The sequence below is a fragment of the Arthrobacter sp. MDT2-34-1 genome, assembly GCF_059091365.1.
Genome location: NZ_JBNHGO010000002.1, coordinates 207,757 through 227,745, shown reverse-complemented (window position 1 = coordinate 227,745; position 19,989 = coordinate 207,757). Strand labels below are relative to the sequence as shown.

General features: G+C 66.4%; 19 protein-coding genes. 15 read left to right on the top strand and 4 right to left on the bottom strand.

Annotated features, from left to right (window positions below; translation table 11 throughout):
- The first annotated feature begins 216 nt into the window (after nucleotides 1-216).
- The 9 genes from AC5RVV_RS11405 (at nucleotide 217) to AC5RVV_RS11365 (ending at nucleotide 7,881) form a co-directional block, all read left to right on the top strand.
- On the top strand, nucleotides 217-1,155 hold the full coding sequence (locus tag AC5RVV_RS11405; RefSeq protein ID WP_494001873.1) for an ABC transporter ATP-binding protein: 939 nt from the start codon (nucleotides 217-219) through the stop codon (nucleotides 1,153-1,155).
- The gene (locus AC5RVV_RS11400) at nucleotides 1,148-2,281 is read left to right on the top strand and encodes an ABC transporter permease (RefSeq protein WP_494001501.1); all 1,134 of its coding nucleotides are present in this window, start codon (nucleotides 1,148-1,150) and stop codon (nucleotides 2,279-2,281) included. Before AC5RVV_RS11405 ends, AC5RVV_RS11400 begins: the two co-directional genes overlap by 8 nt.
- A complete protein-coding gene (locus tag AC5RVV_RS11395) occupies nucleotides 2,278-3,111 on the top strand; it encodes an ABC transporter permease (protein WP_494001500.1) in 834 nt (277 codons plus the stop codon). Before AC5RVV_RS11400 ends, AC5RVV_RS11395 begins: the two co-directional genes overlap by 4 nt.
- Nucleotides 3,112-3,273: 162 nt before the next feature.
- Nucleotides 3,274-3,633, top strand: coding sequence for a VOC family protein (locus tag AC5RVV_RS11390; protein ID WP_494001499.1), 360 nt, complete (start codon nucleotides 3,274-3,276; stop codon nucleotides 3,631-3,633).
- 62 nt (nucleotides 3,634-3,695) lie between these two features.
- Nucleotides 3,696-4,223, top strand: a complete 528-nt coding sequence (locus tag AC5RVV_RS11385; protein WP_493978594.1) for a hypothetical protein — start codon at nucleotides 3,696-3,698, stop codon at nucleotides 4,221-4,223.
- A gap of 83 nt (nucleotides 4,224-4,306) precedes the next feature.
- Nucleotides 4,307-5,131 carry an exodeoxyribonuclease III gene (locus AC5RVV_RS11380; protein WP_494001872.1) on the top strand — a complete coding sequence of 275 codons (825 nt, stop codon included), beginning with the start codon at nucleotides 4,307-4,309 and terminating at the stop codon, nucleotides 5,129-5,131.
- An 11-nt stretch (nucleotides 5,132-5,142) separates the two neighbouring features.
- Nucleotides 5,143-6,225 (top strand): tryptophan--tRNA ligase, encoded by a 1,083-nt coding sequence (gene trpS / locus AC5RVV_RS11375; RefSeq protein ID WP_494001498.1) that lies wholly within the window; start codon nucleotides 5,143-5,145, stop codon nucleotides 6,223-6,225.
- Between the two features lie 2 nt (nucleotides 6,226-6,227).
- The gene (locus AC5RVV_RS11370; RefSeq protein WP_494001497.1) at nucleotides 6,228-6,827 is read left to right on the top strand and encodes a 2'-5' RNA ligase family protein; all 600 of its coding nucleotides are present in this window, start codon (nucleotides 6,228-6,230) and stop codon (nucleotides 6,825-6,827) included.
- Nucleotides 6,799-7,881: a YihY/virulence factor BrkB family protein gene (locus tag AC5RVV_RS11365; RefSeq protein WP_494001496.1), complete on the top strand. Its 1,083-nt coding sequence runs from the start codon at nucleotides 6,799-6,801 to the stop codon at nucleotides 7,879-7,881. Before AC5RVV_RS11370 ends, AC5RVV_RS11365 begins: the two co-directional genes overlap by 29 nt.
- A 77-nt stretch (nucleotides 7,882-7,958) precedes the next feature.
- On the opposite strand, the gene AC5RVV_RS11360 is transcribed toward AC5RVV_RS11365, so the two are convergent.
- The 4 genes from AC5RVV_RS11360 to sdhC all read right to left on the bottom strand — a co-directional run bounded on the left by AC5RVV_RS11360 (nucleotide 7,959) and on the right by sdhC (nucleotide 11,480).
- Entirely contained in the window at nucleotides 7,959-8,747 is a 789-nt protein-coding gene (locus AC5RVV_RS11360; RefSeq protein ID WP_494001495.1) for a succinate dehydrogenase iron-sulfur subunit, read from the bottom strand.
- Complete coding sequence (sdhA, locus tag AC5RVV_RS11355) at nucleotides 8,747-10,534, bottom strand: succinate dehydrogenase flavoprotein subunit (RefSeq protein ID WP_493978599.1); 1,788 nt, start codon at nucleotides 10,532-10,534, stop codon at nucleotides 8,747-8,749. The genes AC5RVV_RS11360 and sdhA overlap by 1 nt, the downstream gene beginning before the upstream one ends.
- Nucleotides 10,535-10,622: 88 nt before the next feature.
- Nucleotides 10,623-11,093 carry a succinate dehydrogenase hydrophobic membrane anchor subunit gene (locus tag AC5RVV_RS11350; protein ID WP_494001494.1) on the bottom strand — a complete coding sequence of 157 codons (471 nt, stop codon included), beginning with the start codon at nucleotides 11,091-11,093 and terminating at the stop codon, nucleotides 10,623-10,625.
- A 3-nt stretch (nucleotides 11,094-11,096) separates the two neighbouring features.
- Complete coding sequence (gene sdhC / locus AC5RVV_RS11345) at nucleotides 11,097-11,480, bottom strand: succinate dehydrogenase, cytochrome b556 subunit (RefSeq protein WP_493987889.1); 384 nt, start codon at nucleotides 11,478-11,480, stop codon at nucleotides 11,097-11,099.
- 338 nt (nucleotides 11,481-11,818) lie between these two features.
- On the opposite strand from sdhC, the gene AC5RVV_RS11340 reads away from it, so the two are divergent.
- The 6 genes from AC5RVV_RS11340 (at nucleotide 11,819) to AC5RVV_RS11315 (ending at nucleotide 19,987) form a co-directional block, all read left to right on the top strand.
- Complete coding sequence (locus AC5RVV_RS11340; protein ID WP_494001493.1) at nucleotides 11,819-12,964, top strand: mannose-1-phosphate guanylyltransferase; 1,146 nt, start codon at nucleotides 11,819-11,821, stop codon at nucleotides 12,962-12,964.
- Between the two features lie 95 nt (nucleotides 12,965-13,059).
- Nucleotides 13,060-14,289 carry an amidohydrolase gene (locus AC5RVV_RS11335; protein WP_494001492.1) on the top strand — a complete coding sequence of 410 codons (1,230 nt, stop codon included), beginning with the start codon at nucleotides 13,060-13,062 and terminating at the stop codon, nucleotides 14,287-14,289.
- A 192-nt stretch (nucleotides 14,290-14,481) separates the two neighbouring features.
- Nucleotides 14,482-15,600, top strand: a complete 1,119-nt coding sequence (locus AC5RVV_RS11330) for a BMP family lipoprotein (RefSeq protein ID WP_494001491.1) — start codon at nucleotides 14,482-14,484, stop codon at nucleotides 15,598-15,600.
- A 177-nt stretch (nucleotides 15,601-15,777) separates the two neighbouring features.
- Nucleotides 15,778-17,343: an ABC transporter ATP-binding protein gene (locus tag AC5RVV_RS11325; protein ID WP_494001871.1), complete on the top strand. Its 1,566-nt coding sequence runs from the start codon at nucleotides 15,778-15,780 to the stop codon at nucleotides 17,341-17,343.
- Entirely contained in the window at nucleotides 17,340-18,701 is a 1,362-nt protein-coding gene (locus AC5RVV_RS11320; RefSeq protein WP_494001490.1) for an ABC transporter permease, read from the top strand. Before AC5RVV_RS11325 ends, AC5RVV_RS11320 begins: the two co-directional genes overlap by 4 nt.
- Complete coding sequence (locus AC5RVV_RS11315) at nucleotides 18,698-19,987, top strand: ABC transporter permease (RefSeq protein ID WP_494001489.1); 1,290 nt, start codon at nucleotides 18,698-18,700, stop codon at nucleotides 19,985-19,987. Before AC5RVV_RS11320 ends, AC5RVV_RS11315 begins: the two co-directional genes overlap by 4 nt.
- Nucleotides 19,988-19,989: the final 2 nt, after the last annotated feature.

Here is a 19,989-nt window from a genome sequence, read left to right as displayed (position 1 = left end):
CGTCCCCGCCGGCCGCGGGGCCTCACCGCCGGCGGCGCCGCCGGGCGCAACCACCGGCGGCCGCGCCGGGGAGCTACCGCCGGCGGCCGCGGCGCCTCAGCTTGGTCAGGCACCGCTGCCAATCGGACACGCCGGAGGCTGAATCCCGATTGGCTTTCCTCAATCGCTAGTGTGATCTAGGCTATAGCAGTGCCTCAAACATCTCTCTCACACCGGTTGCCTCAGCGAACCTCCGCGGCCGTCATTTCCGCCCGGGACGTCGTGAAGACCTACGGCAATTTCAACGCCGTCGACGGTATCTCCTTCGAAGTCCCGGCGGGGGAGTCGTTCGGGCTGCTCGGCCCCAACGGTGCGGGCAAGTCCACGACGATGCGGATGATCGGCGGCGTGTCGCAGCGGACGTCCGGCGAACTGAGCATCATGGGCCTGGACCCGGACCGACACGGGCCGGAGGTGCGGGCGCATCTGGGCGTGGTGCCGCAGCAGGACAACCTGGACGAGGAACTGAAGGTCCGCGAAAACCTGATTGTTTACGGCCGCTACTTCGGGCTGCCGTACTCCTACCTGCGGCCCAAGGCGGACGAACTGCTGGAGTTCGCGCAGCTGACGGACAAGGCCAAGGCGAAGGTTGATGCTCTCTCCGGCGGCATGAAACGGCGGCTGACCATCGCCCGTTCGCTGATGAACGATCCGAAGGTGCTGCTGCTCGACGAGCCGACCACCGGACTCGATCCGCAGGCGCGCCACATCCTCTGGGACCGGCTCTTCCGGCTCAAGGAAGCGGGCGTGACCCTGATCCTGACCACGCACTACATGGACGAGGCCGAGCAGCTCTGCGACCGACTCATCGTGGTGGACAAGGGAAAGATCATGGCGGAAGGGTCGCCGGCAGCCCTGATCCGCGAACATTCCACCCGAGAGGTCCTCGAGCTTCGGTTCGGTTCCGAGCGGAATACCACCGTGGCCCCGGAGCTCGCCGGCATCGGGGAGCGGCTGGAAACGCTGCCGGACCGTGTGCTGGTCTATGCCGACGACGGCGAGGCGGCGCTCGAGCAGGTGTCCAACCGCGGCCTGCGCCCGATCACATCCCTGGTCCGGCGCTCCAGCCTGGAGGACGTCTTCCTCCGGCTGACCGGCAGGAGCCTCATTGACTGAGCAACAGCCCCCGCAGGTGCCGGGCGGGCAGGACATGGAGACCACGGCGCGCCCGGCCGAGAAAACCACCGCGCGCGCGGGCGAAGACACCACGGCGCGCGCGTCCCAAGAAACTCCGGTCCGCGCGGCCGAAGAATCACCGGCGCCCGCGGCCCAAGAGTCCGGGCGAACCGCGACCGCTGCAGCCTCCGTGCCGGACGCCGCGGCCGCCGCGGGCTCGGTCGATGCGCGGGCCCCGGAGCAGCTGTCACTGCGGGAAATCGACGCGCTGACGCGGCCAGTCACCGGTTTGCGCTCGCCGCTGACCCCGCTGCAGTCGGCCGAGCGCGCCCGGAACTTCGGTTCCGTCTACTTCCTGGAGCATTGGCTGCGGCAGTTGCGCGGCTACGGCTGGACCGTCTTGATGACGGCGGTCGGCACGCCGCTGGTATACCTGTTTGCCATGGGCGTGGGGCTCGCCACGTTGGTGGACGCCAACACCAACGCCTCGCTCGACGCCGGAAACGGCCAGTCCGTGCCGTATCTGGTCTTCGTGGCGCCTGCCCTCCTGGCGACCGCCGCGATCATGGTGGCCAGCGAAGAGAACACGTACTCGGTGATGTCGGGGTTCCGATGGCGCAAGACCTACTACGGTCCCAACGCCTCGCCGCTGCAGAGCCACCAACTGGTCAACGGGCACTCATTGGGCGTGCTGGCCCGCCTGCTGCTGACCACCGGCTTGTATTTCCTCTGCCTGGTCATCTTCGGCGCGGTGACCGAGGCCACCGCCTGGCTGATGGTCATCACGGCGGCCCTGGGCGGGATGGCCTTCGGGCTGCCGCTGATGGCGTACTCGGCCAGCATCGAAGAAGACCGCGGCCAGTTCGCGCTGGTGCAGCGGTTCATCGTGATGCCGCTGTTCCTCTTCTCCGGCACGTTCTTTCCGCTGGAGGCCATGCCGTTGGTGGTGCGCTGGATCGGATGGATCTCGCCGCTGTGGCATTCGACGGAGCTGGGCCGGGTGCTCAGCTACGGCTATGTTGAACCGGCCTGGCTGACCGTGCTGCACGTCGCCTACCTTGCCGTCCTCTGCGCGGCCGGCTGGGTCTTCGCGCGCCGCATCTATATCAGGAGGCTGGGCAAATGAGCCAGCACGTTCTCCCGCAGCCGCCGCGGCTCGAGCCGGCGCGCCGCCCGTTTGGCTCGCTCTATGCCGGCAACGTGCGGGCGGTCTTCGCCCGCGGCGTCAAGGCGACCTGGGGAACCAACTGGGCGATCATGGTTAGCGGCTTCGTCGAGCCGGTCCTCTACCTGGTGGCGATGGGGATCGGACTGGGCTCGCTGATCGGCACGATAAGCGGCCCCGGCGGAACCGAGATCGGTTATGCGAACTACATTGCGCCGGCGCTGCTGGCCGTCTCGGCGATGAACGGCGCGGTGTACGACTCCACCTGGAACGTCTTCTTCAAACTGAACTTTGCCAAGCTCTACGAAGGCATGTTGTACACCTCTTTGGGACCGCTGGACGTGGCGCTCGGCGAGATCCTGCTGGCGCTGATGCGAGGAGCGCTCTACGCCACCGGCTTCACCGCGGTGATGGGGGCGATGGGGTTGATCACCTCGCCCTGGGCGCTGTTGATGATCCCCGCAGCCGTGGTGGTGGCCTTCGGCTTCGCTTCCTTCGGCATGGCGATCACCAGCTACATGAAAACGTTCCAGCAGATGGACTGGATCAACTTCATCATGCTCCCGATGTTCCTGTTCTCTGCGACTTTCTATCCGCTCAGCGTCTACCCGGAGCCGATCCAGTGGCTGATCCAGGCATTCCCGCTCTGGCACGGCGTGGAACTGCTGCGCCAGCTCAGCGTCGGCGCCTTCACCGCCGCCACCTGGATCCACGTGGCGTACTTCCTGGTCATGATCGTGCTCGGGCTGATCCTGACCACTGGCAGGCTGCGCAAGCTCTTCCTGAACTGACCGCGGACCGACGTGCGGCGGGCGGGACCGCGGACCGACGGCCGGCGGGCGGGGACCGCGAGGTGCGGCGGGCGGGCTGCCGCCTTGTCCTTGCCACACCCTTGCGGCGCATCAATGATGGAGACACCGTCCCAAGGCCCGAACCAAGTAAGGAGCTGGCACATGATCGGCACGTGGCAGGCACTGGTCATCGATTGTCCGGACAGCGATGTACTGGCCACCTTTTACGAGGAGCTGCTGGGCATGATCCGGGTCCAACAGGACGACGACGGCTGGATCAGCATCGGGGATGCCCCGGACCGGCCGGCCATCGCCTTCCAGCAGGTCCGGGATTACGAACCGCCCCAGTGGCCGGGACAGGAGCATCCCCAGCAGATGCATGTTGACGTCAGGGTCAGGGACCTGGACATCGCCGAAGGACTGGTACTCCAGCTGGGAGCCACGAGCATGGACTCGGGCACCGAGACCTTCAGGGTGTACCTGGACCCGGCCGGGCACCCGTTCTGCCTGGTGCAGTGGTAGCGGGCGCTGAGCCGTGGGCGGACACGGCGCACGCAGGCGCGCGGATTTGAGAGAATAGGCCCATGCGATCAATTGGTCCCGAGTCTTCCGTTTCGTCCACCGCCCGCCAGCTGCCGTTCAAGGCCGGCAACATCAGTCTGGCAGTGCTGGTGCTTGTCTTCCTGGTCGCGGTCATCTTTGCCGCCAATGAGAACGACGTCATCGGCTGGATCGTCGTCGCAGTGTCGCTGGCATGGCTGGCCCTGGCCGCCTTCGTGGTGTTCAGCGTCCGCGGTGCCACCCGCAAGGCGAAGGAGAAGCTGGCCAACGTGCAGGCCGATTATGCCGGGCGGGTCAACCCCGCTCCCGGCGGCGGTACCGCCCTCGTCGAGGAAGAAATCTCTAGGGCGAATGCCGTGCGGGACGAAAAGCTGGACCACAGCTTCAAGATCATCCAGGTGCAGGCCAAGGTGATCCGCGACTACCGCGGCAAAGACGAGGGCATGGTGGACCGGGCGCTGGAAACGGTGGAGATCACGGCCCACAACGGCCGCGGCATGATCCGCAAGGAAGACGGCGGCGGAACGGTCAGCGGCACAGTTGTTGGCTGAACTGAAGGGTTGGGTAAGGTAGTCGGGTGACTTTGGCAACCGTTTCCACCGCACCGACCACCTCCCGCGACGCCGCCGGCGGACTGATCCAGGCAGGCAAGACACTGCGGATTGCCAGCGTCAACGTCAATGGCATCCGCGCCGCCTACAAGCGCGGGATGGCCGACTGGCTGGCCGTCCGGGACGTGGACATCCTCTGCCTGCAGGAGGTGCGCGCACCGGACGCGGTAGTACGTGAGCTGCTGGGCAGCGACTGGCACATTCTGCATGCCGAAGCCGAGGCCAAGGGCCGCGCCGGTGTCGCCATTGCCTCCCGCGTGGAGCCCACTGCCACCCGCAGCCACATCGGCGATGAGTACTTTCTCTCCGCCGGCCGCTGGGTGGAGGCCGACTTTGCGGTGGACGGCATCGACGGCGAAAAGACCCTGACGGTGGTGAGCGCCTACGTCCATTCCGGCGAGGTGGACACCCCCAAGCAGGTGGACAAGTACCGTTTCCTGGACGCCATGTGTCACCGCCTGCCGCAGCTGAAGGCCGAGCGGGACTACGCGCTGGTCGTCGGCGACCTGAACGTGGGCCACACCGAGCTGGACATCAAGAACTGGAAGGGCAACGTCAAGCGTGCCGGCTTCCTGCCCGAGGAACGGGCCTACTTCGACCGCTTCTTCGGCGAGGAGATCGGTTGGCGCGATGTGCACCGGTCGCTGGCCGGGGATGTCAGCGGTCCCTACACCTGGTGGTCCTGGCGCGGCCAGGCCTTCGACAACGACTCCGGCTGGCGCATCGATTACCAGGTGGCCACCCCGTCGCTGGCCGATCTCGCGACGACCGCCGCCGTCGACCGTGCCGCCACCTACGACGCCCGATTCTCCGACCACGCACCGCTGGTCGTCGACTACCAGTTCTAGGAAGCATCCCGATGAGCACAGGAACCACAGAACCGACAGACACCGCCCTGCGGGCCGCCGGGCAGGCGGGCCGGCCGCAGGCCGAGCGTCCTCGACTTCTCTCCGGCATGCAGCCCTCCGCCGACTCCCTGCACCTGGGCAACTACCTGGGGGCACTCGTCAACTGGGTCAAGCTGCAGGACGAGTACGAAACCTTCTACTTCATTCCCGACCTGCACGCCATCACCGTTGACTACGATCCCAAGGATCTCGCCCACCGCACCAGGGTGACCTGCGCGCAGTACATCGCCGGCGGCATCGACGTCGACCGCACCGCGCTCTTCGTCCAGTCCCACGTGCCGGAGCACGCCGAGCTGGCCTGGGTCCTGAACTGCGTGACAGGCTTCGGCGAGGCCTCCCGGATGACCCAGTTCAAGGACAAGACGCAGAAGAACGGTACCGACGCCGCGACCGTGGGGCTGTTCGCCTACCCGGTGCTGATGGCCGCGGACATCCTGCTGTACCGCCCCTACGGGGTGCCCGTCGGCGAGGACCAGCGCCAGCACCTGGAACTGGCGCGGAACCTCGCCCAGCGGTTCAACCACCGGTTCGGGGAAACTTTCGTGGTGCCCGAAGCGGTGATCCCCAAGGAGGGGGCGAAGATCTACGATCTCCAGCACCCCACAGCGAAAATGTCGAAGTCGGCGGAGTCGACCGCCGGTCTGATCAACATACTCGACAACCCGAAGCAGGCCGCCAAGAAGATCAAGTCGGCCGTCACCGACGACGGTACGGAAATCCGCTTCGACCGCGAGGCCAAGCCGGGCATCTCCAATCTGCTCACCATCTACTCCACGCTGTCGGGCAAGACCGTCGGGCAGCTTGAGCAGGAGTACCAGGGCAAGATGTACGGTCATCTGAAGGTCGATCTGGCCGAGGTGGTCGTCGAAACCCTCGCCCCGGTGCAGGCGCGGGCCCAGGAGCTGCTGGACGATCCGGCCGAACTGGACCGGCTGCTGGCGCGCGGGGCCCAGCGGGCACGTTCAATCGCATCGGCTACACTCGCTGATGTGTACTCCAAGGTAGGTTTCCTGCCCGCCGGAGGCGGGCGCTAGCCATGCGCCAGCAGGACCAGGACAGCATCGCCCGTGTCGAACACGACGGCGATGCTGGCCGCGGTGCCCGGACGGCGGTCGGTTGCGTCGGCGTGGTCATCGGGGTCCCGGAGCCGATGGCCAGTGAGCTGCAGGGCTGGCGGGCCTCGTTCGGAGACCCGCTGGCCTCGGTGATACCGCCGCACATCACCCTGGTCACCACCACTCCGGTGCTTGACTGGGACGAGGCCGTGCAGCACGTCCGGGCCGTGGCCAGTTCGCAGTCCCCGTTCACCCTCTCCCTGCGCGGCACGGGCAGTTTCCGCCCGGTTTCGCCCGTGGTCTACTTGAGCATCGACGAGGGCTTCGACGAGTGCGTCGCGCTGCACCAAAAACTCCAGTCCGGGCCGCTGGAACGCGACCTCGAGTTCGGCTTCCACCCGCACGTGACCGTGGCGCACGACGTCAGCGAAGCCAGCATGGACTCGGCCGAAAGCAAGCTCGCTGATTATGACGCCGCATTCCGGGTCAGTAGCATGGGGCTCTACGAGCACGACGAGACTGGTGTGTGGATACTACGGGAAGAGTTGACCTTTGGCGCCGGACCAGCAGGAGCAGGCTGAGGCAACGCCGGATCCGCTGGAACGGCAGCAACTGCTGCTCGCCGCCGTAAGGCAGCGGCGGGAAGCAGGCCGCGCCAAGCGCGAAGAAGGCACCCTGCAAAGCGTCCTGGCCGCGGCCAGGTACAGGCTGGCAACGCTCAACTCCCGGCGCCTGATGCGGGTCATGAATCTCTACGCCCTGAGGCACGGGTCGCTGCTGGCGGCCGGGTGTGCCTACAAGATGTTCTTCTCCGTGGCCGCGATGCTGGTGGCCGGTTTCTCCATCCTGGGCCTGGTGGTTTCCGGCAACCGCGACCTGCAGATGGCCATCATCCGGGTGGTGAACGACTTCATCCCGGGACTAATCGACACCGGAGACGGGGGCCTGGCCACACCCCAAGAGCTCTTCTCCCGCAGCGAGGCATTCGGGGTCAGCCTGATCATCTCTACCGTAGTCATGATCTGGACCTCGTTGGGCTGGATCGCCGGGCTGCGGACGGGGATGCGGGGCATCTTTGACCTGCCCCCGCTGGATACGAACGTCGTCCTGGTCAAGCTCAAGGACACCGGCACGCTGCTGATCGTGGGCGTGGCCTTGATCGTGACGTCGCTCGTCGCAGCCATAGCCAATACCGCGCTGGACCTGATCGTGGAATTGCTCCGTATCGAAGGCGATGCCGTGGTTCCGCTGACCCGGATTGCCGGCATCGTGGTCATGCTGTTGCTGGATACGGCGGTTGCCGTGGTCCTTTTCCGCGTGGCGTCAGGGATCCGGATGCCACGCCCGGTGATGCTCCAGTCCGCCTTGCTAGCCGGCGTCGGCAGTACCGTCCTCAGGTACTTCTCCTCGACGCTCCTGGGCAACGCGGGCAGCAACCCGTTGCTGGCTTCTTACGCCGTCATCCTGGGTCTGTTCGTGTGGTTCTACCTGCTGAGCCAGGTCTACCTGATCGCCACCGCCTGGGGAGCGGTCGGCACGGCGGACGCGCTGGCCCGGCAGGCGGCCGGGGGAGGCCGGTCGCTGCGGCAGCGGGCGTGGAGCCTGCGCCGGCGGAGGCCCCTGCCGGAACCTTAAACACCGGTGGCGCCGACTCCCGGAAGGAATCGGCGCCACCAGGACCGCGCAGTCCCGAAGGGGACCGCCGCGATGGGCTAGACGGAGCGGTGCAGGATGGCCTGGCGCACCTCGGTGATCGCCTTGGTCACCTGGATGCCGCGGGGGCAAGCCTCGCTGCAGTTGAAGGTGGTGCGGCAACGCCACACGCCTTCCTTGTCGTTGAGGACCTCCAGGCGCATGTCGCCGGCATCGTCGCGGGAATCGAAGATGAAGCGGTGCGCGTTCACGATCGCCGCCGGCCCGAAGTACTGGCCGTCGGTCCAGAACACCGGGCAGGAGGAGGTGCAGGCGGCGCAGAGGATGCACTTGGTGGTGTCGTCGAACCGCTCACGGTCCTCCTGCGACTGCAGCCGCTCGCGGGTCGGCGCGTGGCCGTTGTTGATCAGGAACGGCATGATCTCGCGGTAGGACTGGAAGAACGGCTCCATGTCCACGATCAGGTCCTTCTCCACCGGCAGGCCCTTGATCGGCTCCACCGTGATGGGCTTGGCCGTGTCCAGGTCCTTCAACAGCGTCTTGCAGGCCAGGCGGTTGCGGCCGTTGATGCGCATCGCATCCGAGCCACAGACGCCGTGGGCGCAGGACCGGCGGAAGGAAACGGAACCGTCATGCTCCCACTTGACCTTGTGCAGGGCGTCCAGCACGCGGTCGGTGCCGTACATGGTGAGCTTGAACTCGTCCCAGCGGGCTTCCTCGGAAACCTCCGGATCGTAGCGGCGGACCTTCAGCGTAATGTCAAAGCTGGGGATTTCGCCGCCGCCGCCGACCCCGGGAGCCAGCTCGACCTTGGACGGTCCTTCGGGAATTTCGGTCGCGGTGCTCATCAGTATTTCCTCACCATCGGTTCGTAGCGCGTGAATACCACGGGTTTGGTATCCATGCGGATGCCGGCCGTCTGATCGGTCACGGCGTCGACGTCCAGGTAGCACATCGAGTGCTTCATGAAGTTCTCGTCGTCGCGGTCCGGGTAGTCCTCGCGGAAGTGTCCGCCGCGGGACTCCGTGCGGTGCAGCGCCGCCACGGTCATCACCTGGGCCATGTCCAGCAGGAAGCCGAGTTCCACGGCCTCCAGCAGGTCCAGGTTGAAGCGCTTGCCCTTGTCCTGGACGCTGATGTTCTTGTAGCGCTCGCGCAGCGAAGCGATCACGTTCAGCGCCTCGGTCAGGGACTTCTCGTCGCGGAACACCTGCACGTTGGCATCCATGATGTCCTGCAGTTCCTTGCGGATCTGGGCGACCCGCTCGGTACCGGTACCGCCGCGCACCGTCTCGAGCAGCTCCATCGTGTACAGCTCCGGGTTCTCCGGCAGCTCGACAAAGTCCGCGGTCTTGGCGTACTCGGCGGCGTTGATGCCGGAGCGCTTGCCGAAGACGTTGATGTCCAGCAGGGAGTTGGTTCCCAGTCGGTTCGAGCCGTGGACGGAAACGCAGGCCACCTCGCCGGCGGCGTACAGGCCCGGCACCACGGTGTCGTTGTCCTGCAGCACCTCGGCCTTGATGTTGGTGGGAATGCCACCCATGGCGTAGTGGGCGGTGGGGAACACGGGCACCGGCTCGGTGTAGGGCTCGACGCCGAGGTAGGTGCGCGCGAACTCCGTGATGTCCGGCAGCTTCGCGTCAATGTGCGCCGGCTCCAGGTGGGTCAGGTCCAGCAGCACGTAGTCCTTGTTCGGACCGCAGCCGCGGCCTTCCCGGACCTCCAGGGCCATGGAGCGGGCCACGATGTCACGCGGCGCCAGGTCCTTGATGGTGGGGGCGTAGCGCTCCATGAAGCGCTCACCGTCGGCGTTGCGGAGGATGCCGCCTTCGCCGCGGGCGGCCTCGGAGAGCAGGATGCCCAGGCCGGCCAGGCCGGTCGGGTGGAACTGGACGAACTCCATGTCCTCCAGCGGGAGGCCGCGGCGGAACGCGATGCCCATGCCGTCGCCGGTGAGAGTGTGCGCGTTGGAGGTGGTCTTGAAGACCTTGCCCACGCCGCCCGAAGCGAAGATGACGGACTTGGCCTGGAAGACGTGGAGCTCGCCGGAGGCCAGGTCATAGCTGACGACGCCGGCGACGCGCTTCTGCTTGTAGGGGGTGCCGTCCGCGCGGGTGGCGTCTTCCTCGACCAACAGCAGGTCCAGCACGTAGTACTCGTTGTAGAACTCAACGTTGTGCTTGACGCAGTTTTGGTACAGGGTCTGCAGGATCATGTGTCCGGTGCGGTCGGCGGCGTAGCAGGCGCGGCGCACCGGGGCCTTGCCGTGGTCGCGGGTGTGTCCGCCGAAGCGGCGCTGGTCGATCTTGCCCTCGGGCGTCCGGTTGAACGGCAGGCCCATCTTTTCCAGGTCCAGCACCGCGTCGATGGCTTCCTTGGCCATCACTTCGGCGGCATCCTGGTCAACCAGGTAGTCGCCGCCCTTGATCGTGTCAAAGGTGTGCCATTCCCAGTTGTCCTCTTCGACGTTCGCCAGTGCGGCGCACATGCCGCCCTGGGCCGCGCCGGTGTGGGAACGGGTGGGGTACAGCTTGGTCAGTACTGCGGTGTGCGCGCGCTGGCCTGATTCGATCGCGGCGCGCATACCGGCGCCACCGGCACCGACAATGACGACGTCGTACTTATGGACCTGCATACTGGATGCTCTTTCTGTTGAAACTGGGTTTTCTTCGCCGTGTGGGGTTCACGACGGGCAACGGCGCCGCGGTCTGTCGCGGGGACGGTTAGGGTGCCGGGCAGAACGACGGCAGCAGATCGGCGGTGGCGTTCGCCGGGCACGGATCGAAGGTGAAGATCACCAGGGTGCCGAGCACGATGATGACGGCAGAGGCCACGTAGAGGACCATCTTGAACCAGAAGCGGGTGATGTCCTTTTCCGCATAGTCCTCGATGATGGTCCGCACGCCGTTGGTGCCGTGCAGCATGGCCAGCCACAGCATGGCCAGGTCCCAGATCTGCCAGAACGGGTCGGCCCACTTGCCGGCCACAAAGCCGAAGTCGATGGCGTGGACGCCTTCGCCCACCATCAGGTTGACGAACAGGTGCCCAAAGACCAGCACCACCAGGATGAGGCCGGAGAGCCGCATGAACAGCCATGCGTACAGTTCGAAGTTGCCCTTGCGCCCCTTGTTGCGCATGTACTCGGGAGCGATGCGGGCGCTACGGGGAGCCTGGATTTCAGAGTTGACCGACATGAGTTAGTGACCCCCGGTGAAAGCGAGCGTGAGGTGGCGGATGAGGAACGGAACCATGACGACGACCCAGAGGCCGACAACCCCCCACAGAAGCTTGGCCTGGTACTTGGGACCCTTCTTCCAGAAGTCGATGAGGATGACGCGAAGCCCGTTAAAGGCGTGGTAGACGATGGCCGCTACCAGGCCGGCTTCCAGAATGGCCATGATCGGGTTCTTGTACGTGGCCATGACGGCGTCGTAGGCGCCCGGGGATACCCGGACCAGCGCGGTATCGAGCACGTGAACCAAGAGAAAGAAAAAGATTGCGACGCCCGTGATGCGGTGTCCTACCCAAGACCACATGCCTTCACGGCCGCGGTATAAGGTCCCTGCTGGTGTCTTCGACACTGAATTACCCTCCCTGCATCGCAGAGGCGCAGCGTGGCTTCCACGCAAGAGTTGACGCCGGTGCGAGAGCGCTCTATAGCTCAAGACTAATCTAGGCTTCGCTGAGGGCTTATTCAATTTAGGTACGGCAGGGTGTGACCTTTTTAACAGCAGGGGCTTAGCCGCCCGTGCTGTACCGGCTTCCACGGGGCGGCTGAGGCCGGTCCGCGCCCCCGCAGGACCTGGATTTCGACGCGGCGCCGGTCGGCGCCGATACGGCACCGGCAAACCACCCCGATGGGAGAAATCGGCCTCTAGGATGAAGGCGGTACCCACGAGGCTGGATTACCGTGGAGAGCGTGAACACTCAAGCAGCAGGCCGGGGTGCGGCCGACGACGACGCCGTGCTGGACCGTTTTCATGCCGTTATACCGGCCGGCGGGACCGGGACGCGGTTGTGGCCGCTGTCCCGCGCGGCGGCCCCGAAGTTCCTGCACGACCTGACCGGTTCCGGGTCCACACTGATCCGCGCCACCTATTCCCGTCTTGAGCCGCTGTGCCAGGGGCGGACCCTGGTGGTGACCGGCAAGGTGCACCGGCATGCGGTGTGCGCGCAGCTGCCCGAACTTCAGGATGCGAACCTGGTGCTGGAGCCGGAACCGAAGGATTCGGCGGCGGCGATCGGTCTCGCCGCGGCGATCCTGTACCGGCGGGACCCGCGGATCATCATGGGCTCCTTCGCCGCGGACCAGGTGATCACCCCGGTGGAGGAGTTCCAGCAGGCTGTTCGCGAGGCGGTGTACACCGCGGCCGAGGGCTACATCGTCACGATCGGGATCACCCCGACGCATCCGGCTACCGGCTTCGGGTACATCCGTTCCGCCGGGGCGCTGCAGGTCCCCGGCGCGCCCTCCGCGCAGGCGGTGGCCGAGTTCGTGGAGAAACCCGACGAGCAGGTGGCCCGCGGCTACCTGGCGACGGGGGAATATTCCTGGAACGCCGGCATGTTCGTGGCGCCGGTTGACCTGCTGCTGAAGCACCTGGAAACCAACGAACCCGAACTCTTTGCCGGCCTGACCGAGATCGCCGAGGCCTGGGACACCCCGGCCCGCGGCGCTGTGATGCGCAGGATCTGGCCGGACCTGCCCAAGACGGCGATCGATTACGCGGTGGCCGAACCCGCGGCGGCCGCCGGGGACGTGGCGATGATCCCCGGTTCCTTCTCCTGGGACGACGTGGGCGACTTCGCCGCGATCGGGCGGTTGAATACCGCCAGCGAAACCTCCGGGCTTACGGTGCTCGGCGAAGGGGCGAGGGTGTTCGCGGAGTCGGCCACCGGCGTCGTGGTCTCCGACACCAAACGCGTGATCGCGCTGATCGGCATCGACGACGTCGTCGTGGTCGACACCCCGGACGCGCTGCTGGTGACCACCAAGGAACACGCGCAGAAGGTGAAGTCCGCCGTCGAACACCTCAGGGCCAGCGGCGACACCGACGTCCTCTAAAGCCGCAAGGCACCCGGGACCGGCGGCGAAAGCCTGATCGTGTGCAAGGCCGGCGACCGTCCTCGGAACGTCGCTCAAATCGATAGAGTGCAGGTGTGCAGAAGATTTCAGAAACTCCGCTGGCCAATCTCAATATCGGCGTCTGGGCATCGCCACTGCTGGATGAACTCCGGCGGTTCCGGCGGGACCTGCACCAGCATCCCGAGCTGTCGCACAAGGAATTCCTCACCACCCGGAAGCTGGTCGAGCGGCTGACGGCCGCAGGACTCGAGCCGCAACTGCTGGACGGCACCGGGCTGTTCGTCGACATCGGGGAGGGCCCGCTGGCCATCGGGCTGCGCGCGGACATCGACGCCCTGCCGATCATGGAAGAAACCGGCCTCGACTACGCCTCGGTCAACACCGGCATCAGCCACGCCTGCGGACACGACATCCACACCACGGTGATGCTCGGCGTCGCGCTGGTCCTGCGCAAACTGGATCTGGAAGGCGAACTGTCCGCCCGCGTGCGGGTCATTTTCCAGCCGGCCGAGGAGACCATGCCCGGCGGCGCGTTGGCCGTCATCGAGCAGGGCGTGCTGGAAGGGCTGCCGCGGATCCTGGCACTGCACTGCGACCCGCGCATCGACGTCGGCCTGGTCGGCACGCGGATCGGAGCCATCACCTCCGCCTCGGACACCATACGGATTGAACTGCGCGGGCGCGGCGGCCACACGTCCCGCCCGCACCTGACGGAGGACCTGGTGTTCGCGCTGGCCGAGATCGCCGTCAGTGTCCCGGCCGTCATCAACCGGCGGATCGATGTCCGCAGCGCCGTCTCGCTCGTGTGGGGGCAAATCCAGGCGGGCGCCGCCCCCAATGCCATCCCGGCCGTCGGCTACATGGCCGGCACCATGCGCTGCCTCGACGGGGAAGCCTGGCAGGCCGCCGGTGAGCTGGTGGACGAGGTGGTCAACCAGGTGGCCGCACCGTTCGGCGTGGACGTCAAGCTCGAACACATCCGCGGCGTGCCTCCCGTGATCAACACCGAGCGGGAAACCACGCTGCTCGAGGCGGCGGCCCGGAGCGAGCTGGGGGAGGACGCGGTGACCCTCACGCCCCAGTCGATGGGCGGGGAGGACTTCGCCTGGATGACCCAGGAAGTGCCCGGCGCCATGATGCGGCTGGGCACCCGGAGCCCGGGCGGCGAAACCTTCGACCTGCACCGCGGCGACTACGTTCCCGACGAGCACGCCATCGGCGTGGGCGTGCGCGTCATGGCCAAGGCCGCCGTGCTGGCCGCCCGGCGTCACCGGGACACGGCAGCCGGTGCTACCCAAAAGTAACAACTTTTGAACAATCTGCGCGCGCCGGTAGCGATTGCTTCGCCGGTGGGTCGCGCGGGAACTACTGTAGGGTCATCAACTGTGCACCTGCAGGACAGGTGCTGTGCCACGCGGAGTACAAGTCAAACGCCGCACTTCTTGTGAAGCGACCATTGAACTGTGGCGGGGCAGACATTCTTTTATGGAGGAACATTGAAGACTTCACTGCGCAAGATTAAGCGCGGCACCGGCCTCTCCGCCGCGGTGCTGGGCGCGTCCGCACTGGTTCTGACCGCTTGCGGCGCACCGCCGGCCCAAGAGGGCGGCGCCAGCGGCAGCCCGGCAGCGGAAGGCACCGACTACCTCGGCTGCATCGTCTCCGACTCCGGTGGATTCGACGACCGCTCGTTCAACCAGTCGAGCTACGAAGGCCTGAAGATGGCCGAGGAAGAGCTGGGCATCAAGATCCGCGAGGCCGAGTCCCAGGCCGAGACCGATTTCGGTCCCAACGTGGATGCCATGGTGCAGGCCAACTGCAACATGGTCCTGACGGTCGGCTTCCTGCTGGGCGACGTGACCAAGGAAGCGGCGGCGGCCAACCCCGAGACCAACTTCGCGATCGTCGACTACAACGACCCGGAGTTCAGCGACAACGTCAAGCCGATCATCTATGACACGGCGCAGGCGGCGTTCCTGGCCGGCTACGTGGCGGCCGCAACCAGCGAGACCGGCAAGGTGGCCACCTACGGTGGCATGAACATCCCCACCGTCACCATCTTCATGGACGGCTTCGCCGACGGCGTCGACTACTACAACGAGCAGAAGGACGCCAACGTCGAACTGCTCGGCTGGAACAAGGAAGCCCAGAACGGCACCTTCGTCGGCAACTTCGAGGATCAGGGCAAGGGCAAGACCAACACCCTGAACTTCATCAACGAGGGCGCTGACATCATCATGCCGGTGGCAGGCCCGGTGGGCCTGGGCACGCTGGACGCCGTGCTCGAAGCCAATGCCGACGGCAAGGATGCCAAGGTCGTATGGGTCGACTCCGACGGCTACGAGACCGCCGGCAAGGCCGAGGAATTCATCCTCACCTCGGTGATGAAGCTGATGGGCAACGCGGTCGAGGAAGTCGTCAAGACCGACGCCGAGGGCAACTTCGACAGCACCCCGTATGTCGGAACCCTGGAGAACGGCGGCGTGGCACTGGCCCCGTTCCATGACCTCGACGCAGCGGTTTCCGACGAGACCAAGGCGGAACTGGAAACCATCAAGGAGTCGATCATCTCGGGCGAGATCAAGGTCGAATCCAAGGCCAGCCCGCAGCAGTAAGCACGCAGCGGACCGCCGCCCTCCGTACCGGACACCGGTGCCGAGGGCGGCGGTTCGCGCTGTAATCGGCCGAACCGGTTTAGGCTAGGCACAGCGTCCGGGCAGCAGCACCGTCCGGCACCGCGCCGCTGGATGACGACCGTCGTACCTACGGACAAAGAACAGGTGGGTTGGGGTTTGAAACTCGAGCTCAAGGGAATCACCAAGCGATTCGGCTCCCTGGTTGCCAACGACCACATTGACCTGGTGGTGCAGCCGGGACAGGTGCACAGCCTGCTGGGTGAAAACGGCGCCGGGAAATCGACGCTGATGAACGTCCTCTACGGGCTTTACGAGCCCAGCGAAGGCCAGATCCTGGTCGACGACAAGCCCGTGACCTTCGACGGCCCCGGGGACGCCATGGCGGCCGGCATCGGCATGGTGCACCAGCACTTCATGCTGGTCCCGGTGTTCACCGTGGCCGAGAACGTGGCGCTCGGCAATGAGGCGACCAAGGCCGGCGGCCAACTCAACCTTGAGGAGACCCGGGCCCGGATCAGGGAGATCTCCGACCAATACGGTTTCGAGGTGGATCCCGACGCGGTGGTCGAGGACCTGCCGGTCGGGGTGCAGCAGCGGGTCGAGATCATCAAGGCCCTGGTCCGGGACGCCGAAGTGCTGATCCTGGACGAGCCGACCGCCGTCCTGACGCCCAAGGAAACGGATGAGCTGCTGGGCATCATGGGCCAGCTCAAGGCCGACGGCAAGGCCATCGTCTTCATCTCCCACAAGCTGCGTGAAGTCAAGGCGGTTTCGGACATCATCACGGTCATTCGCCGTGGCAAGGTCATCGGCGACGCGCCGCCCTCGGCCTCCACGACCGAGTTGGCGGAAATGATGGTGGGCCGCGCCGTCAGCCTGACCCTCAACAAGGAACCGGCTCGGCCGGGCGAAGAAACGTTCACCGTCAACAACCTCACCGTGCGTTCGGCCACGGGCCAGCGCGTGGTGGACGGCATCAGTTTCGGCATCGCGCGCGGCGAAATCCTCGCGGTGGCCGGCGTCCAAGGCAACGGGCAGACCGAACTGACCGAGGCGATCCTGGGGCTGCAGGACCACGTGTCCGGCTCCATCAGGCTCGAAGGCCGCGAACTGGTGGGGCGCAAGGTCAAGGACATCATCGAGGCCGGCGTCGGTTTCGTGCCGGAGGACCGCAGCGTCGAGGGCCTGGTCGGTACCTTCTCGGTGGCCGAAAACCTCATCCTCAACCGCTACGACCAGCCGCCGTTTGCCCGGGGCCTGGCCATGAAGCCGGCCCTGGTCGCCCGGAACGCCGAGCAATACATTTCGGAGTTCGACGTCCGCACCCAGTCTGCGGCGGCGGCGGCCGGTACCCTCTCCGGCGGAAACCAGCAAAAGGTGGTCATGGCCCGGGAACTGTCCAGGCCGTTGAAGCTCTTTATCGCTTCCCAACCCACCCGCGGCGTGGACGTAGGCTCCATCGAATTCCTGCACAAGCGGATCGTCGCCGAGCGCGACGTCGGCACGCCGGTGATGATCGTTTCCACCGAACTGGACGAGGTGCTGGAACTTGCCGACCGGATCGCCGTGCTCTACCAGGGCCGGCTGATGGGCATCGTCCCCGCCGGCACCTCGCGCGGCGAGCTGGGCCTGATGATGGCCGGCATGAGCGCCGAGGAAGCACAGGCACACCGGACGGACGCCGAAGTACAGCAGACAGACGCCGAAGGAGGCGAGGAATGAGCGCGGACGAGTCCGGCAAGCACGGGAAGCGGTCGAAACACGCGGGAACGCCCGCGGCGGAGGGCGACGAGCAGCGGCTCGAGGCGGCTGCCGCCCTCGGCGACGGCACCCAGGCACCGCCGGCCGTGTTACCCACGGGGGAGAGCCTGCACCCCGAGTTGCGCGCGCATCAGACCATCATGCAGCGGATCGTCTCCGGCAACGCGCTGGTGGCTGTCCTCGCCATTGTGCTGTCCCTGATCGCCGGCGGCATCCTGATCGCGTTGACGAACGAGGAAGTCGCCCGGACCTCCAGCTACTTCTTCGCCCGCCCGCAGGACATGCTGGCTGCCGGCTGGACGGCCGCCGCCAACGCCTACGCCGCCCTGTTCCAGGGCTCGATCTTCAACTTTGAGGGCGCCTCGTTCGCTCGGATGATCTACCCGTTGACCCAGACGCTGACCGTGGCCACGCCGCTCATCTGCGCAGGCCTGGGCGTGGCGCTGGCGTTCCGCGCGGGACTGTTCAACATCGGCGCGCAGGGCCAGATCATCATCGGCGCCACTCTGGCCGCCTGGGTCGGTTTCAGCTGGCACCTTCCGGTGGGCCTGCACCTGCTCCTGGTCATCATCGCCGGCATCATCGGCGGCGCGTTGTGGGGCGGCCTCGTCGGCCTGCTGAAGGCCAAGACCGGTGCCCACGAAGTGATCCTGTCGATCATGCTCAACTACGTGGCCATCAACCTGGTGCTGTACCTGCTGACCATGCCCGCGTTCCAGCGACCGGGCTCCACCAACCCGATCAGCCCGCAGCTGGATGCCACGGCCATGTATCCGCCGCTCTTCGGCGACACCTTCCGGCTGCACTGGGGCTTCGTGGTAGCCATTCTGGCCACCGTTTTCTGCTGGTGGCTGCTCAACCGCTCCACCATCGGCTTCGAGCTGCGCGCGGTCGGCTCCAATCCGCACGCCGCGCGCACCGCCGGCATCAGCGTCACCAAGGGCTACGTCGTGGTGATGGTGCTGGCGGGCGCCCTCGCCGGCCTGGCCGGCGTCGCGCAGGTGGCCGGCACCGAACGCGTTCTGACCGCGGGAGTCGCTGCCAGTTTCGGGTTCGACGCCATCACCGTTGCACTGCTGGGACGTTCGACGCCGTGGGGCACCTTTGTGGCCGGCCTGCTGTTCGGCGCCTTCCGCGCCGGCGGGGTGACCATGCAGACCAACACCGGCACCGGCATCGACATCGTGCTGGTGGTCCAGTCCATGATCGTGCTGTTCATCGCGGCGCCGCCGCTCGTGCGCGCGATCTTCCGGCTCCCCGAGCCAGGCAAGCTGACGGCAAAACCCCGTAAGACCGCAAGCACCGGAGGTGCAGCATGAGCACGGTTACCGCCACCGCCCCGCAGCAAAGCCCAGCCGCCGCGGACACCGTGCGGAACTGGAAGACGCCGGTCATCCTGGCCGTCCTGGCTTTCGCGGCCGTCCTGGTTTTCGCGGTCGGGGCACCGGACAACTCGGTGACCTTCCGGCTGTCGGACCCCAACGACCCGGTGGTGCTGCCGTCGGTGGTGCTCTCGGCCGTCGTCACCGGCTGGGTCACGGCCGTCTTGATGCTCGCCGCCGCCGTCTGGTCGTTCATGCTGGTCCGGTCCGGACGAAAGGTCCCCGGCTGGCTGGTGGCCGTCTTTGCCGTGCTGTTCGTGGTCGGATTCCTCACCTGGGTGGTCGGCAGCGCCCGGACCCCCAACGTGGCCCTCTACGGGCTGCTGGCCGGTTCGGTCACGCTGGCCGTGCCGCTGATTTTCGGCTCCCTCTCCGGCGTGCTGTGCGAGCGCTCCGGCGTCGTCAATATCGCCATCGAAGGACAGCTGCTGTTCGGTGCCTTCTCCGCCGCGGTCGCCGGATCGCTCTCCGGCAACGCGTTCATCGGGCTGGCCGCAGCGGCCGTCGGCGGCGTGCTCGTCTCGGCGGTACTGGCGGTGTTCAGCATCAAGTACATCGTCAACCAGGTGATCGTCGGCGTGGTGCTCAACGTGCTGGTTTCCGGCCTGACCGGTTTCCTGTTCTCCACCGTCCTCTCGGCCGACTCGGCCACCTGGAACTCTCCGCCGCGGCTGCCGATCATCAGCATTCCGGTGCTGTCCGACATCCCGATCATCGGCCCCATCCTGTTCGAACAGTCGGTGGTCGGCTACCTGATGTACGTCGCGGTGGCCGTGATCTACTTCGGCCTGTTCCACACCAAGTGGGGCCTGCGCACTCGTGCCGTCGGGGAGCACCCGCAGGCGGCGGACACCCTGGGCGTAAAGGTCAACCGGATGCGGTTCATGAACGTGCTGCTGGCCGGCGTCGTCGCCGGTTTCGGCGGCGCCTTCTTCACCCTGGTCCTTGTTTCCAGCTTCGGCCGCGACATGACCGCCGGGCAGGGCTACATCGCCCTGGCGGCGCTGATCTTCGGCCGCTGGAACCCGCTGTACGCGTTCTTCGCGGCGCTGCTGTTTGGCTTCGCGACCAACCTCCAGTACGTGCTCAGCGCCCTGGGCTCCACGGTGCCGAACCAGTTCCTGGCCATGCTGCCTTACGTGGTGACCATCTTCGCCGTCGCCGGCCTGGTGGGCCGCGCCCGACCCCCGGCCGCCAGCGGCGTGCCATACATCAAGGGATGACC

Bases quoted from the DNA above. Each gene is read 5' to 3' on its own strand.
- AC5RVV_RS11315 (WP_494001489.1), top strand. From the start codon at position 18,698: ATGAGCACGGTTACCGCCACCGCCCCGCAGCAAAGCCCAGCCGCCGCG.
- AC5RVV_RS11385 (WP_493978594.1), top strand. From the start codon at position 3,696: ATGCGATCAATTGGTCCCGAGTCTTCCGTTTCGTCCACCGCCCGCCAG.
- AC5RVV_RS11350 (WP_494001494.1), bottom strand. From the start codon at position 11,093: ATGTCGGTCAACTCTGAAATCCAGGCTCCCCGTAGCGCCCGCATCGCT.
- AC5RVV_RS11320 (WP_494001490.1), top strand. From the start codon at position 17,340: ATGAGCGCGGACGAGTCCGGCAAGCACGGGAAGCGGTCGAAACACGCG.
- AC5RVV_RS11370 (WP_494001497.1), top strand. From the start codon at position 6,228: ATGCGCCAGCAGGACCAGGACAGCATCGCCCGTGTCGAACACGACGGC.
- AC5RVV_RS11360 (WP_494001495.1), bottom strand. From the start codon at position 8,747: ATGAGCACCGCGACCGAAATTCCCGAAGGACCGTCCAAGGTCGAGCTG.
- AC5RVV_RS11390 (WP_494001499.1), top strand. From the start codon at position 3,274: ATGATCGGCACGTGGCAGGCACTGGTCATCGATTGTCCGGACAGCGAT.
- sdhA (WP_493978599.1), bottom strand. From the start codon at position 10,534: ATGCAGGTCCATAAGTACGACGTCGTCATTGTCGGTGCCGGTGGCGCC.
- trpS (WP_494001498.1), top strand. From the start codon at position 5,143: ATGAGCACAGGAACCACAGAACCGACAGACACCGCCCTGCGGGCCGCC.
- AC5RVV_RS11395 (WP_494001500.1), top strand. From the start codon at position 2,278: ATGAGCCAGCACGTTCTCCCGCAGCCGCCGCGGCTCGAGCCGGCGCGC.